Here is a 15,075-nt window from a genome sequence, read left to right as displayed (position 1 = left end):
CCATATCAATGTCTAATCACTTATCCGAGCATGTTCATAAATCCTATTAATATACCTGCTCAGGCTGAATGGGACGGGAGGAAGCGCCGAGAATGATGAACCTTCGACAGATGGAGGTCTTCTACGCCATCATGGTGACCGGCTCGGTCACGGGAGCAGCGCAACTGCTCAACGTGACGCAGCCAGCCATCAGCACCGTGCTCAAGCACTGTGAAAGCCGCCTGAAGATGAAGCTTTTCCACAGGGTCGGCGGTCGTCTGCAGCCGACCAGCGAGGCCCAGGCCATCTTTCCGGATGTCGCCGAGATCTTCGGTCGAATCGAAGCCGTGGGGCGGCTCACGCAGGATCTGGTGGGCGGACGGCTCGGCACTCTTCCTCTCGCGGCAGCTTTCCCAATTGCCAATGGTTATCTGGCAAAGGCTGTCGCCACCTTCGTGGCGAAGAGGCCGCAGGTGCGATGCACCCTCCAGTCGCTCACGTCTCCACAGGTGCTCGACAGGGTGATCAACCGCGAGGTCGAGCTCGGAATCGCGCACGAACCGATCATCAGCTCGGCGGTGGACACAGAGGTGCTCATGAGCTGGAGCATCGCCTGCGTCATGCCGGACGATCATCCTTTGGCCGAACGCGACGAGATCGATATCAAGGACCTCGCCCTCTATCCTATCATCACATACCTGCCCCAGATCGTCTTTCGCCCCTATGTCGACCGTGCGCTCAGCGAGGCCGGGATTGCGCCCAACATCGTTGTCCAAGTGAGCGTCTCCCTGACGGGCATCATGCTCGCGCGCTTCGGCGCCGGCATCGCTCTCGTCGATCCCCTTCTGGTGGGCACGATGGGCATTCCCGGGCTCGTCGTCCGGAACCTGAACCCCCGCATCGAAGCCAAAACCCTGCTCATCCGGCCGAAGGCCGCTCCTCAATCCGTGGTCGTGAATGACTTCATCGACCATCTCAAACAGACGATCCGCGAGGAGCATCTGTAGAAGCCGGCTTTATGGCTGACGTTGGATTTTTTATTCGACAGGCTGTCTCCGTCAGCTTCTCATACCGCCACTGGCATGCCGGGGCGGTAAACCTCCGTCCCACAAAGCCTCATCATTGATGCGAAGACATCGGCGAGCCCTGCAGAAGGCGAGAGCAGCGCTCGCAATAAAATATCGCACGATCATCACGGAGGAAGCTTATGAAGTTCGTCAGATACGCTCTTACAGCGGCCGCAATGGCATTCGCGACCACAGCTGTTGCGCAGCAATTCCCGACGAAGCCTGTTACCCTGGTCGTCCCCTTCGCTGCGGGCGGATCGAATGACATCCTGGCGCGGCACCTCGGCGACAATCTCAGCAAGATGTGGGGACAACCGGTCATCGTCTCGAATATGCCCGGCGCAGGGGCTGCGATCGGCTCCGCCCATGTCTCCAAAGCGCCTCCGGACGGGTACACGCTCCTGATCGCATCCGTCACCTTCACGATGAATCCGGCAGTGCAGAAAAATCTGCCGTTCGATCCTGTCAAAGGCTTCAAGCCGGTCGCCATGATCGGCAAGGTTCCGCTGGTTCTGGTGGTTGGAAAATCCGTACCGGCCAAGAACATTCAGGAGTTCCTGCAGACGGCGAAGAGCAAGGAACTGGCCTATGCCACATCTGGGGTCGGCACCGTCAATCAGTTCGGCGCCGAACTCTTCGCGCAGAGTGCCGGGATCAAGATGATCCCCGTTCACTACAAGGGGGGCTCCGAAGCCATGACCGATGTCATCGGCGGGCATGCGGACCTTTTCATGAGCAGCATGACGCAAGCCCTGCCGCTCATCCGTGGTGGTCAGCTGCGGGGACTGGTTGTCACCAGCGACCAGCGTGCCAGCGTGGCACCTGAGATTCCAACGGCCGATGAAGCCGGCGTCAAGGGCGTCGATGTCGAGCAATGGTGGGGAATTCTTGCGCCTGCCGGCACCCCGGATCAGATCGTCAACAAGATCAACGGCGACATCAACAAGGTTCTGGAAACTGAGGCGACCAAGGAATTCCTCGCTCGCGATGCTGCTCGGCCAACGCCGATGTCCGCGCAAGCCTTCGGCAAGCTCATCCAGGACGAACTCCAGAAGTGGCGCACGATCGCCGAGAAGGCTGACATCCAGGCTCAATGACGAGCAGTACAAGTCCAGCCGACAGAACAGCTTTGTGCAGCACGCCTTGGACTGTGCTGCACACAGCTCTCACCTGCTTTTCAAGAGCTGAGAGGACGAATGTACGTCTTCGGGTAGTGCAATGAAAATCGTGCGTCAGAAAGACTTCGCCTCGGGCCTCCTGTACATCATTCTCGGGATCGCCTTCGCCGTCGCCTCGTATGGATATCGGATGGGCACAGCGTCCCGAATGGGACCCGGCTATTTTCCGTTCTGGCTCGGCATCCTCATGGCTGCGATCGGAGTCATAGTGGTTCTCAGCGCTGTTCGCGCCCACGCCGAACCTCAGAGAATGGAGCGCTGGGCGCTCAGGCCGTTGTTCATCATCCTTGCTTCGGTCGTCGTCTTCAGTCTGCTGCTTGATACTTTCGGTCTCGTTCTGTCGCTGATCGCCCTCGTCATCGGGTCGAGCCTCGCAAGCCATGAATTCACGTGGCGAGCGACCCTCATCAACACGGTCGTCCTCATCGCTTTCGCTCTGGTCGTTTTCGTCTACGCGCTGAACCTCCAGTTCCCAGTTTGGCCAACATTCATCGCGGGCTGAGGAGGTTACGGTGGAATTATTCGACAACCTGATGCTCGGTTTTGCGAGCGCCCTGACCATTCAGAACCTGCTTTATGCCTTCGGTGGCTGCGTTCTGGGAACTCTTATTGGGGTCCTGCCCGGACTGGGCCCGCTGGCCACGATCTCGATGCTTTTGCCTTTCACCTTCGGATTGGAACCCCTGTCCGCCCTGATCATGCTCTCCGGCATCTACTACGGAGCGGCATACGGCGGGTCGACGACGGCGATCCTCGTCAATCTGCCGGGTGAAACCTCTTCAGTGGTCACGGTGCTCGATGGTTACCAGATGGCGCGGCAGGGGCGCGCGGGTGTTGCGCTATCGACAGCCGCCCTTGGTTCATTCTTCGCTGGCTGCGTCGGAACGCTGATCCTGGCGGCCTTTGCCAAGCCTCTGACGGAGTTTGCGTTCGAATTCGGCCCGGCAGAGTATTTTTCGCTCATGACCATGGGCCTCGTCGGTGCGGTCTCCCTCGCATCCGGACCACTCCTCAAGGCAATCGGGATGATCGTGCTTGGGCTGCTGCTCGGCCTCGTGGGAACGGATGTTGCCTCGGGCGTCATGCGCTTCACCTTCGGATTGCCGCAGCTTTGGGAGGGGATCGACTTCATTGTGATCGCGGTCGGAATCTTCGCCTTCGGCGAGATCATCGCAAGCATGGAACACAAGGAGGTCCGAGAGGCTTACACGGGCAAGATCACCAATCTCTGGCCGACTCTGGACGACTTCAAGCGCATGATGCCGGCCGTGCTGCGCGGCAGCGCCATTGGTTCGGCCGTTGGCATACTTCCTGGAGCCGGCCTTTCGCTTGCCTCCTTCTTTGCCTACAGCCTGGAGAAAAGAGTCTCCAAGACACCCGAGAAGTTCGGAAGAGGCGCCATCGAGGGCGTCGCCGGTCCCGAGGCTGCCAACAATGCTGCGGCGCAGACGGCTTTCGTTCCAACGCTCACTTTAGGCATACCCGGCAGCGCGACGATGGCCTTGATGCTGGGAGCGATGATCGTCCACAACATCCAGCCTGGCCCGCAGGTGATGACCAGCAACCCCTCCCTGTTCTGGGGTCTGATTGCCTCCATGTGGATCGGAAACCTGATGCTGGTCATTCTGAACCTGCCGCTTGTCGGCATTTGGGTGAAGTTGCTCACGGTCCCCTTCAAGGTTCTTTATCCGGCAATTCTGCTGTTCTGCTGCGTTGGTGTCTACTCGGTGCAGAACTCGGTCTTCGATCTGTTCCTTGCGGTTGGGTTCGGCTTTTTCGGCTATGCTCTCAGAAAGCTTGAATGCGAACCGGCCCCTCTGATGCTCGGCTTCGTGCTTGGCCCGATGATCGAGGAGAATTTCCGTCGGGCGATGGTGATCTCCAAGGGCGATTTCTCGATCTTCATCCATCGTCCCATTTCGGCGGTTCTCCTGGCAGTCACCGCTGTCCTCATCATCGCAGTGGCCCTGCCGGCCATCCGAAACAGGCGCGAGGAAGCATTCCAGGAAGATTGAGAAGCATCAGCTGACCGGTTGTTGCCGCTGGCGCCGGTCAGCTGGGACCAAGCGTCTGAGACAGTTCGCTCCTTCAGCGATCAGTCTTGCTGCCTCGCTCCTTCTTGATTCTCTCGGCCATGCCTGGAGACATCGGGCCAAGTCCTTCGGGATCGCGATTTTCCCTCGCGACCTCGTGCATCGTGTTCACGAGCGGCTCGAACGAAGGTTCGAGCGTCGGGTCATCCGCAGCTTGGCGAGCCTCCTTGGCCGCGATATTTGCCTTTTTGGCTTCGTCCCGGGACATGTCATCTCTCCTCTTTGGCCGACCAACGCCGCCTCTGACCTATCGTTCCGATAACATCGGATCATGGAACATGGCCAAGCTGGCCTGGCACGGGTTTGGGACCAGCCCCGTTGAGAGCCCACTGCATGATTGCGGGCAGGTGCATGAGCCTCCATGGCTGCCGCTCGACTGCGACTGTTCCCGAACTGGCTCCGTTGCAGGAGTTTGGAAGGGAACGTCACTTTTGGCGCTGGTTCTAATATCGAGCTGGCCCGAACGCAGTCCTCATCAACTCGAGCGTAATGGCAGGACTGTCAATCTCCTCGACGTCCTGTGCATACGAACCCGTATAGAGCTTGCGGATGAGCTGATCCCGCGTTTTCCCACGGACATCATAATGAATATGCAAGTAGTGAAAGCGCTGGTCCCCGGGTCGTCCCAGCTTCCTCCCCCTCTGCGTGATCTGCCTGATCTCGGCATGGAACGGGTCAGCCTTATCAAGAGCAAGTGTGACCAGCTTCGAAGAAAATCGCGTCCCGACAGGTACTGCAATCACGGCCTTATCGAGGGACAAGCTGACGGCCCGCCCCACAACATCATCGAGGGATACCGGTTCATCCGCCAGAAACGCACCGGAGATCCGCCTCGGCTTTTCAAAGCAGATCAAAGCAGCAATCATGAGGACCACAATGTTAATGCCCACCCAGCACCCGGCAAACACGGAGAACCGGCTGCCATGGATGTGGGACCACTCAGGCACGACGTTCACGACGAGCCCCGTGGCACTCAATCCGACAAGGGTGGCGATCCAAGCAAAGGTGTAGCCGTCAAACCGGCTGTCCTCGTTGCCGCTGCCCTTCGGCGTGACCTTGAAAGGCTTGCCGAACGGGCGCACCACACTGGAGAGAACGGTCGGCAGCATTCGGAAAGTTGTGAAAGCTCCGACGGCGCTCGAGATGATGGGCAGGTACCGTGTCGGGGTGATCCAGGCCATCAGGAGAAAGTATGCCGTGAGAACGGGTAACTGATGGGAGATGAGATCACTCACCTCGGTAAAGTACAGAGGTTCCACGCCAGTCCAGAGGTAGACGACTGGGACAATCAGGATGGCGAAGCGAACGACATATTGTGCAAGCCAGGACAGGGGCAGGAACATGATGCGCTGGAACGGCGACAATCCAGGACCGCGTAATGGACCCTGGCCAAGATAAAGGGTCTGGATCCCTCCTTGGCACCACCGCTCACGCTGGATGAAGTACCCCTTCAGGTTCTCGGCTGCGAGACCCATGGAGAGGCGCTCGTTCAGGTAACGCGTCTTGTAGCCCTTGTTGAGCATTGCAAGGGTCGTGAGCAGGTCCTCCGTAATCGAGGTGGTTGGGAAGCCGCCGATCGCCTCCAGCGCTTTGCGGCGTATGACGGAACAGGAGCCGCAGCAGAAGCTCACATCCCAAGCATCCCGGCAGGTTGCCATTTCATCGAAGAACAGACGCTGCTCGTCGGGCCAGATCCGCGCCAGCCCCAGGTTGGACTGAACAGGATCGGCATTAAAGAAATGCTGCGGCGTTTGAACGATGCCCAGGCTCTCGTCCATGAAGAGCGGCAGCGTGCGACGCAGGAAGGTCCGGTACGCAACGAAATCCGCATCAAAGATAACAACGAACTCACCCGTGCTGACGGTAAGGCCGTTGTTCATATTGCCGGCTTTGGCGTGCGCGTTATCTGGGCGTGTCACGTGGATCGCTCCCTTCTCCTCGCAGAAGTCACGCAGCCACTCACGCCGGCTGTCATCGAGAACGTAGACCTTCAGCTTATCCCGCGGATAATCCAGCGCGAGCGCCCCTATAATCGTCCGCTCGAGAACATCGAGTGGCTCGTTGTAAGTGGGAATGAAGACATCGACGGTGGGCAGATCCCGCGCATGACGGGCGAAGAAGATGTGCTCAAGCCGGTCGGCCTCAGCGCTGCGATCTACGAAACGGCTCATGATCACAAGGAACAGCCCGACATCCGCGAAGGCGAGGAGTTCGACAGCGAACAAAAGCCAAACCCAATAAAAGCCGAAGCTCCCATCGCTTGGATATGGGAGCACCGTATCAGTGAAGCGCCATATCAGGTATCGGGCTGCGATCGCAAACACGAACGCACAAGTAATTGCCCGGCTTGGCGTACGCCGCCGCGACTGCCCGAATGTGAAGATCAGAAAGAAAGACAGAACCAGAAAGGTCGGCGCGATCGCTACGAGATGCTGAACCATATGCTGCTCACCCACTGACGCCACGGAATGCTGCGCGTCTCGAAGCGCACCTGAACAGAGCGGCCGACGTGGCAGAAGTTCTGAAAATCGGTGTTGAGATCCGTCGGCTCGAGCGCGACCCGGATTCGGGCATTACGACCCTCCGCCTTGGGTTGAGCGGCGGCGAGGGTAGTTTCTTCGACAACGGCAGCGTTCCCGCGGACGGACAAGACCTTGCCGGGAATACTATCGCCTCGCCCCAGGAGGCGAACCTCTGCGTCTCGTCCGGGATAGATCTCGTCGTAGTTCACCTCCGGGACCAAAATGTCCACGAAGAGATCGCTGCAGTCGAGGAGCCGTGTGAGTTCGTTGCCGACGACGACGTTGGACCCACTCACGACATTGTTGCGCCATACGACTCCCGCAAACGGCGAGGAGAGCGTAGCGGATTCCAGGCTGCGGACGCGTTGCTCCTCCTCGGCCAACTGTTTCCAGCTCTGTGCGACACGCCTTTCATTCTCGGCAATTCGGGTGTCGAGATCCCCGATACGCACGATGACTTCATCTTGGCGCTGGCGCGAATAAGGCACGTCATTCTGCCCGTCACCGATAAAGATGCCGCTCTGGACGGCCTCGATCTTCTTCTCCAACTGCTCGGCGCTTAATGCCTCAATTTCGATTTGCCTGAGCGATACGATATCAGCCGCATGCGCCTGCTCAACCGCACTCGCAGCAACAATGCCGGTCTTTCCAAGGGTCTGACGGCGGATTAGCTCAGTTTGTGCTGCCGCCTTCTGGGCTTCCGCGACTTCGATTCGCTTGCGCAGAACCGCAAGTTCACGTTCCAGCTTGCTAAGCGTTGCAGCTCGGTAAGCATCCAAGCGCCTGGCCAACTCGTCACGAAGCTGGATGAGTTCCTCGCGCTCCCGCCTCAGAGCATTAACCCGGTCACGCGCGGTGGAAAGCTCCGATTCAAGCGATGCCAGTATTGCTCGATTGACGCGCTCATTGCGGATGGAGACTAGGGCCTGCTTGTCACTTAAGGGAGTGCCGACCTTTGGTGGAGCGCTCCAGACCATGCCATCAATGGGCGCCGCGATCACCGTGAGACGCGCGTTTACGGTCCCATCGAGACTGGTGTAGCCCGTCAGGCTCGGCATCAGGGCTACACCGGCAGCGCCGAGGAGGAGAAGCCCGACACTGACTCGGGTAGCGCGTTTATTCCAGAACATATAAGTGATTGTGATTGTTTACAGGAGTGAACGACTCAACCTCCTCCATGGATGACGGCCACCGGCGTGTGATCGAAACTTGACCGGCCGCGGCTGACCAACTTCGACCCATCAAGAGACTCACTCTTGGCTATGTCCGCCGCAAGCGGAGGTTATCGGCCGGCCTAACACCCACAACTCATCGTTAAGTTCGGCTTTCCTGAACTCGTAACAGCAAGGCAGAGGGCCAGCAATTAGGGTGAATGGACTAGGCCACCGCCGTCTCAGCGAACTCGGAAAGACGGTTCGCTCCGGTGGCAGGTCGAGGAAAGGTTACAGAGAAGCGGCAGGCGCAGGTTGAGGCGCTGATATCCGGTTTTGACAAAATCACCTTGGAAGAGAGATCACAGCCAGACCTCGAAATGGCTCTCACGATAATCGCCAGCTTCGTAAGGGGCACCTTCAGCCAATAGAACGGCTATGGGATACTGCGCGCTTTAGGCACTCATCCCAATCAGATGTGGTCGACAAAACCAAAGGTCAGTTCTGGGTCAGACCAGGCAATATCCTGCCCTATAAAAACCTCTGCATTAATCCTACGAGCGGACCAAAACACTGCTTCCGCTTAGTGCCATGAAGAGATGCTCGAACAGGCCGAAAGCGGATATCGGCCTGCAGCGCAGACGGATGCTGGGACCATCAGTCGGACAGCAATTGTGAACCCGCTGCAGCTACCGCCGCTCGCGACCGCGCCCCGAACACCCTGAACAGCGCAGCCATATGCACTTTGACTGTCCCTTCCCCAAGACTCAGGGTCCGTGCGATCTCCTTGTTCGATTTGCCTTGCATCAGAAGTTCGAGAACCTCCCTCTGACGTGGGGTCAGGGTTTCGATCGGGGGCCTCTTCGCAGGCACGGCTTTCAGCACCTGCACCCCATCTGAGGCAGGCGTGATAGCGGAAACCGACGGCGGAACATAGATCAGTCCGTCCATGATCAGCCGAAGGGCCTCTATGAGCTGAGTCGGGCTGATCGTCTTCGGCACATAGCCGTGAACACCCGCGTCCAAGGCGGCAAGGATATCCTGCTTTCGGTGCGACGTTGATACGACCGCCAGCCGAAGATTGGGGAAGCAGTCACGCACGGCTGTCAGACAGGCCGCGCTCTTGATGCCGGGAATCCTATGATCAAATATCGCGAGTGATTTACTCGGCTTTTGCGAGAGGTGCTCTACGGCCTCATCAAGAGAAGCGGCCTGGACAACGCTGGAGAACCCAAGCCGGTTTATCAAAATTGTCTGAAGCGCCAAGCGAAAGTACTCGTCATCGTCAGCAATCAGGGCGACCTGACCAGCCTTGTCCATAATGTTCTCCTTGGGAGTACCCATGAAGCCTTATTTAGGAATGCATGCGGAAGCGCATGGGTTCCTTAGGACAAATAACCGGGGGAGGGACCGGATTAGACCGTTTAGCCGGATAGGCAGCGAATCTGTATCGGCCTACCAAGGGCAGGTGTAGCAATGGAACATCAGACGGCAGGAACCCAGATGGGGATCTACTATTTCCATATCCGGGACGAGTTTGGCCTGATTGAGGATCAGGACGGGATTGAACTTCCCGATCGCGTCGCATTGCTGATGGAGGTCATTCAGAGCGCAGACGAATTCGCAAGGGAGGCGGCCGTTCGGCCGGGAATGCGCTTCGAGGTGACTGATGCTGCCGGCCGAACCGTTCTCATGACCCCTGTGCAGCAAAGTTCGGAGACGTGGGAGCTGTTGGCGAGTCTGTCGGTTGCTGCAGGGAGCATCCACTGATTTAGGCTACACCTGTGTCCGCGCTGGAATGAAATGTGGCACATCATTTGCCGGCATCGGGCGGCCCATGTGATATCCTTGAACGAGGTTGCAGCCCAGTTCCCGGAGAAGTGTCATCTGAGCGGCTGTCTCCACGCCTTCCGCAACCACCTTGATGCCAAGGCTTTGCCCTAGGCCTAGAACAGCCCGGACAATCGCCGCATCTCCCGCATCCGTTTCCATTTTGCTCACGAACGAGCGGTCGATCTTGATGACATCCACCGGGAACCGCTTCAGGTGCGCCAGCGATGCATACCCGGTCCCGAAGTCATCGAGTGCAATCGTCACGCCGGCGGCGCTCAAGGTGCGAAGTGCCCGCTCAACTGTGTCAGCACTGGAATCCAGGAAGACACTTTCGGTCACCTCAACCTCAAGGCAACTCGTTGGCACGCCGGCCCAGCTGAGTTCCTCCAGCACGCGCTCGGCATAGTCACCGCGACGGAACTCGACAGCCGCAGCATTGATGGCGATCCGGCCGAGATCGAGCCCGGCATCATTCCAACCGCGCATATCCTGAAAAACCTGAAAGCGCATGCGCTCGCCGATCGCGACCCCAAGATCCGGATCATCAAGAGCGGGAGCAAGTGCTGCCGGAGATTGAACTCCCCGGCTGGGGTGGCGCCAGCGTAAGAGTGCCTCGAAGCCACCCAACGTGCCTGAGGCCGGCGCCACCTTGGGCTGGTAGAAGGGCTCGATCCAGCCGAACGTCACTGCCTTGCCGGCGATTTCCAGGGCCGAGGCAGTCCTTTGCGCCTCCTCACGCATGGCAGGATTAAACATCGTGAATGTGCCACGCCCGTTGCCCTTACAATGGTAGAGGGCAAGGTCCGCCTGCTTCAAAAGTTGCTCTGTCGTCATGCCGGATCCGGCCGCAACGGTGCCTCCGATGCTGATGCGGAACTCAAGCGTGTTTCCATTGCGCCGAAGAGGCTCCTGCATCTGAGTCAGAATGGCCATGGCCATTGCAGCAATTTGGCCCTCGTCCGTAACATCAGGAAGGATGATCGCGAACTCATCACCACTGAGGCGGGCGACCATATCGGTGATACCAACCGCGCTGCGCAGCCGAGCACCGAGCGCCCGCAAGAGGGCATCCCCGGCGTCATGGCCGAATCTGTCGTTGATCTGCTTGAGATGATCAACGTCGAGAAGCAGAAGCCCGACAATCCTCCGCGAATTGACAGCCTTGGCGACAGTCTGCTGGAGACGTTCGCGAAAGAACCTGCGGTTAGGCAAGCCCGTCAAATCATCATGATAGGCAGCATAGCGAAGGTGCTCCTTGGCGAGTTTCCTGTCGTGGATGTCCTCCAGCGTGCCATACCAGCGAATGATGAGACCATCTGCATCTCGTCGGGGTGCCGCCCGGGCACGGCACCAGCGATAGCTCCCATCGGTCAGGCGCACGCGATATTCTGTATCAAACGCTTCGCCGCTCACTATGGAGTGCTGCCATCGCTGCTGTGTCTGCGCCAAGTCATCAGGGTGCAATGCCTTCGTCCACCCGGAGCCCAGCGCCTCTTCAACGAGTACGCCTGTGTGCTCGTGCCACCGAGGGGAAGCATCGAGGATGTTGCCCTGCGGATCAGCCGTCCAGGGAATTTGCGGATTCAGTTCGACCGAGGAGCGATAATGCTCTTCGCTCTCGCGCAGCGCTGCCTCGCTCTGCTGCCGCTCGATGGCCAGAGCCGCCAAGTGCAGCACGGCATCAATATCAGCCATCTCCCCCCCGCTCGGGGCGCGCGGCTGATCGTGATAAAAGGCGAAGGTGCCTAGCGCCTCGCCGGAGCGCGTCAGAATCGGCTTGGACCAGCAGGCCCGTAAGCCATAGGACAGCGCGACATCGCGCCAGTCTGCCCAGAGCGGGTCAGAGGCAATATCGGTGACGATCACATCTCGGCACTCGGCGGCAGCGGTCCCGCATGAGCCTACGTTAGGTCCGATCGTCAATCCATCAATAAGGGCGCTGTAGGCGGCGGGAAGACTAGGCGCAGCACCATGCCGGAGTACCTGACGCTTCCTGTCCAACAGCAGAATAGCGCAGCGAGCACCAGGGATCTGCTCCTCTGCCAAACGGCAGAGCGCCTTCAAAACCTCGTGAAGGGGGCGACCGGCGGCAATCATCTCTAGGACACGGGCATGCCCTCGATGAATCAACTCCACCCGTTTCCGGTCTTGGATATCCTCGATCGTGCCATACCACCGCACAATAGCGCCGGTCTGATCCCGTTGGGCTCCTGCGCGGGCACGGAACCAGCGATAGCTGCCGTCGGCCACTCTGATCCGATATTCGCACTCATAAGGCTCCCCTGTGGACAGAGTCGCGCGTCTCGTCTCTACAACCCGCGCCGCGTCATCCGGATGAACAAGCCTCATCCATCCGTTCCCGAGCAATTCCTCAAAGGAAATGTCCAGCACGTCGGCCCAACCCGCGCCGACATGGATGATCCTACCCTCCCGATCCGAGATCCAAGGGATCTGCTGACTTAATTCAACAGCATGGCGATACACCGTTTCATCTTCTGGCAATTCCGGATTGAGCGCGTTCACCCGCTTGTCGCGAGAGGCGTCACCTGTCTGTCCAGGAACTCCGGTATCACTCAATTCCATGATGTCTTCGTAGATCTAAGGCTCGCGGCAGGTGGGACTCTTTTTCTGAACCACGGATTCCGGACTGTCGACTAGGCCGTTTGGTCTATTCTTACCTCTTCAATAGAACCGCATGTTTCGGCACCAAACCCCTGCCGCGCCAATGCCGGAAAATACCAGGATCTGCGTCCTACTCCGACAGTCTCTCCACTGCCGCTGACGCGGCGATGTGGGAGCAGCCTGACAATCCTGCGTCTGCCGAAAGGCTCTAACCGACTCGCATTGATCAGGATCAATCCGGAGCCCTCCAGGCAGTGCTAGAGGAACATTATAAGCGTATGCGAAGGCGAAGTTCCTGCACTGCAGTAAACCTTGCCGTCAGCTTCGGGACCCTGCTTCAGGCGATTGATCCGAGCTGTTGCCGCTGCAGCGATAGTTTTGGGGGATCTGCGGTGATTGATGACGAAGTAGAGGCCGTTGCCAGAGCCATTGCCCGGGCGCGACGCTTCACCTCTCCAGGAAACCCGGACCATGATCTCGGGTCGGTATCAGAACAGCATCGGGAGCTAGCCCGGCTGGCTATTGCAACACTCGAGCTTCATCGCGCCTCAAAGGGCAAGGGCGCGAACAAGCTGGGCTTGGAGGACCTGGAACAAACCTCCGCAGATTACCCCGGCACAGATTGACCAGGAGACTTCCGGGATTTTGCACCGCACCAGGCAGATTTTCATTCAAGGAACCCATTCACAATCCCAAAGAGGTACCTATTTTCGATTAAAACCTGCTCTCTGGATAAACTTGAATGCAGTTTATGTATCTTGAGGTTGGATATGGCCGAGGATGAGATCGAGGCTGTAGCCAGGGCCTTCTACTATGTCCTCGAAGGTGCGCGGGACTGGGAGCGTGAGCCTGAGGTGCTCAAGAGACGATTTCGGCACGAGGCTCAGGCCGCGATCGGAGCGCTCGACGAGCGCAGGAACATCGCCGCTTCTCCTGAAATTCCCCCTCTCGTCGTAGCGCGAGGACTTGGCAATTCACGCGAGTTTCTCATGCACTCACAGGAGGCCAGTGTTCTAGCTGTCCCAGGCATCAGGGCTTTCCGGACTGTTCTGCGAGGCCCCGAACATACTTTTGATGTCGCCAATGACCCTTACTTCGGACTTGTCGGCCGCCGAGAGCTTGTCGGTCTCCCTATTCGTGAGGCGCTCCCGGAGCTGCGGGGACAAGGCTATTACGAACTGCTGGACCATGTGTATCAAACTAAGGAGCCATTCGTTGGCCGCATGATGCGTGTCATGCTTCAGCCCAGGCCGGGCGCTTCGCTTGAAGAGCACATTATCGACTTTGTTTACCGACCGATCGAGGATGAAGCGGGACAGATCAAGGGCCTCTTCGTGGAAGGCTATGATCGAACCGAATGGGCGCGGGCCTAGTGCAAGACCGCCGGGCAGCCAAGCATCTCCCAATTTGGCGGAACGCATCACGCTCAAGGCACAGCACAGTCTCAATGTGGGCCACATGGGTGCGGCGACAGGCAGCAGCGGAGCCAAAGCCGGCGTCCCTAAGCAGGTGATGACGAGCCGGGAACCGTGATTGCCTAACGCAGGCGGTCCCAGACGAGTGCTGCAAGAGGCATGACCTGGTTACGCCTCAGAGTGATGATCAGAACGCCGCAGAGCGCGATCCCGGTGCCGAGAGCCATTCGGGCGTCGAAACGATCACCAGTCACCAAGATCCCCATCGCTACGGTCATCAACGGATTCATAATCGTTAGAGGCGCGATCAGGTTGGCCGGATACTTTCCAATCAGGCCATAATAGACGGTGTGAGCCAGCAGGGACACGATGAGGGCGGAAAACAGCAAGGCCGACAGGAAGGCCCAGCCAGCCTCCAAGGCCCGCGGGATCTGGTCGGTCTCAAAGCTTGCTGTCAGGAGAGCCAGCGGCACCACGGATGCGAGCCCGATCCAGGCCTGGAACCGCAACGGCTGGACGCCGTCTATCTGCTTCATCATCACAGCTGCCAGGGAACCAGCGGCAGCAGACCCCAGGATCAGAACGAGCCCACTGGAGATTGGAAGCCCGCTGTCGGGGTTCCACATCACGAGCACGCCTCCCACGAAGGTCAGCCCGATCCCGAGCCCCCTCCTCCAGTAGATTCTCTCTCCGAGCATGACGACAGACAGGAGCGTCGTGATCGGGAGTCCGAGCTGGGTCACGACGGCGGCGCTTGAGGGGCTTGCGCTCTTGATACCGAGAAAGAAGAGCGCGAAGCCGCCACCGCCCATGAGGAATCCAACCAGAAGAATGCGCCAGGTCGGCCGTGGAATGGGCAGGAGCCACGGCATGGCCAGCAGCGCGACGATTCCATATCGGGTCGCCGCGTAGAACAAGGGCGGGATCTCCATGCCGGTCACGACGAGCTTGCTCACCACTGTGTGCATCGCCCACAGGAGGCACACCATGAGCATCAGGGAAAAATCACGGAGATTCATGAGCTTTGATAAACCGGTCCTGGAGAGCACCACAATTGCCAAGAGCGTTGAGCTGGCATGCTAAAACGCAGGAGCCTGGAGCACCGGGCCCAATAATAGATCGTGGCCCCATTGATGATTTCGCCAAGCTGAGCACTGACACGCTCGCTGAAGACACAGAGGATTCATCGGTAACTAAGCCTTGATGCACTCTTTC

At 58.6% G+C, this 15,075-nt stretch carries 13 protein-coding genes; 7 read left to right on the top strand and 6 right to left on the bottom strand.

Going from position 1 to position 15,075, the window contains the following annotated elements; genetic code table 11:
* Window positions 1-92 precede the first annotated feature (92 nt).
* The 4 genes from ACUXUR_RS15600 (at window position 93) to ACUXUR_RS15585 (ending at window position 4,239) form a co-directional block, all read left to right on the top strand.
* Window positions 93-986, top strand: coding sequence for a LysR family transcriptional regulator (locus tag ACUXUR_RS15600; RefSeq protein ID WP_445503258.1), 894 nt, complete (start codon window positions 93-95; stop codon window positions 984-986).
* A 200-nt stretch (window positions 987-1,186) separates the two neighbouring features.
* Window positions 1,187-2,143, top strand: coding sequence for a Bug family tripartite tricarboxylate transporter substrate binding protein (locus ACUXUR_RS15595; RefSeq protein ID WP_445503257.1), 957 nt, complete (start codon window positions 1,187-1,189; stop codon window positions 2,141-2,143).
* 121 nt (window positions 2,144-2,264) lie between these two features.
* Entirely contained in the window at window positions 2,265-2,726 is a 462-nt protein-coding gene (locus ACUXUR_RS15590; protein WP_445503256.1) for a tripartite tricarboxylate transporter TctB family protein, read from the top strand.
* Window positions 2,727-2,736: 10 nt separating this feature from the next.
* Window positions 2,737-4,239 carry a tripartite tricarboxylate transporter permease gene (locus ACUXUR_RS15585; RefSeq protein ID WP_445503255.1) on the top strand — a complete coding sequence of 501 codons (1,503 nt, stop codon included), beginning with the start codon at window positions 2,737-2,739 and terminating at the stop codon, window positions 4,237-4,239.
* Window positions 4,240-4,312: 73 nt separating this feature from the next.
* Here ACUXUR_RS15585 and ACUXUR_RS15580 read toward each other — a convergent pair whose 3' ends face one another.
* From ACUXUR_RS15580 to ACUXUR_RS15565, 4 genes are all read right to left on the bottom strand, one after another.
* Complete coding sequence (locus tag ACUXUR_RS15580) at window positions 4,313-4,525, bottom strand: hypothetical protein (RefSeq protein WP_445503254.1); 213 nt, start codon at window positions 4,523-4,525, stop codon at window positions 4,313-4,315.
* A gap of 235 nt (window positions 4,526-4,760) precedes the next feature.
* A complete protein-coding gene (locus ACUXUR_RS15575) occupies window positions 4,761-6,758 on the bottom strand; it encodes a glycosyltransferase family 2 protein (protein ID WP_445503253.1) in 1,998 nt (665 codons plus the stop codon).
* Entirely contained in the window at window positions 6,740-7,969 is a 1,230-nt protein-coding gene (locus tag ACUXUR_RS15570; RefSeq protein WP_445503252.1) for an HlyD family secretion protein, read from the bottom strand. Before ACUXUR_RS15570 ends, ACUXUR_RS15575 begins: the two co-directional genes overlap by 19 nt.
* 678 nt (window positions 7,970-8,647) lie before the next feature.
* On the bottom strand, window positions 8,648-9,310 hold the full coding sequence (locus ACUXUR_RS15565; protein WP_445503251.1) for a LuxR C-terminal-related transcriptional regulator: 663 nt from the start codon (window positions 9,308-9,310) through the stop codon (window positions 8,648-8,650).
* 156 nt (window positions 9,311-9,466) lie between these two features.
* Between ACUXUR_RS15565 and ACUXUR_RS15560 the strand changes: the two genes are divergently transcribed.
* A complete protein-coding gene (locus ACUXUR_RS15560) occupies window positions 9,467-9,760 on the top strand; it encodes a DUF6894 family protein (RefSeq protein WP_445503250.1) in 294 nt (97 codons plus the stop codon).
* A gap of 6 nt (window positions 9,761-9,766) precedes the next feature.
* Here ACUXUR_RS15560 and ACUXUR_RS15555 read toward each other — a convergent pair whose 3' ends face one another.
* Window positions 9,767-12,406: a bifunctional diguanylate cyclase/phosphodiesterase gene (locus tag ACUXUR_RS15555; protein WP_445503249.1), complete on the bottom strand. Its 2,640-nt coding sequence runs from the start codon at window positions 12,404-12,406 to the stop codon at window positions 9,767-9,769.
* Between the two features lie 431 nt (window positions 12,407-12,837).
* Between ACUXUR_RS15555 and ACUXUR_RS15550 the strand changes: the two genes are divergently transcribed.
* On the top strand, window positions 12,838-13,071 hold the full coding sequence (locus ACUXUR_RS15550; protein WP_445503248.1) for a hypothetical protein: 234 nt from the start codon (window positions 12,838-12,840) through the stop codon (window positions 13,069-13,071).
* A gap of 144 nt (window positions 13,072-13,215) precedes the next feature.
* Entirely contained in the window at window positions 13,216-13,818 is a 603-nt protein-coding gene (locus ACUXUR_RS15545) for a PAS domain-containing protein (protein WP_445503247.1), read from the top strand.
* A 164-nt stretch (window positions 13,819-13,982) separates the two neighbouring features.
* On the opposite strand, the gene ACUXUR_RS15540 is transcribed toward ACUXUR_RS15545, so the two are convergent.
* Window positions 13,983-14,879, bottom strand: coding sequence for a DMT family transporter (locus ACUXUR_RS15540; protein WP_445503246.1), 897 nt, complete (start codon window positions 14,877-14,879; stop codon window positions 13,983-13,985).
* Window positions 14,880-15,075 lie beyond the last annotated feature (196 nt).

The sequence above is a fragment of the Microvirga medicaginis genome (assembly GCF_052658925.1).
This window is presented reverse-complemented; position numbering and strand designations above follow the sequence as displayed.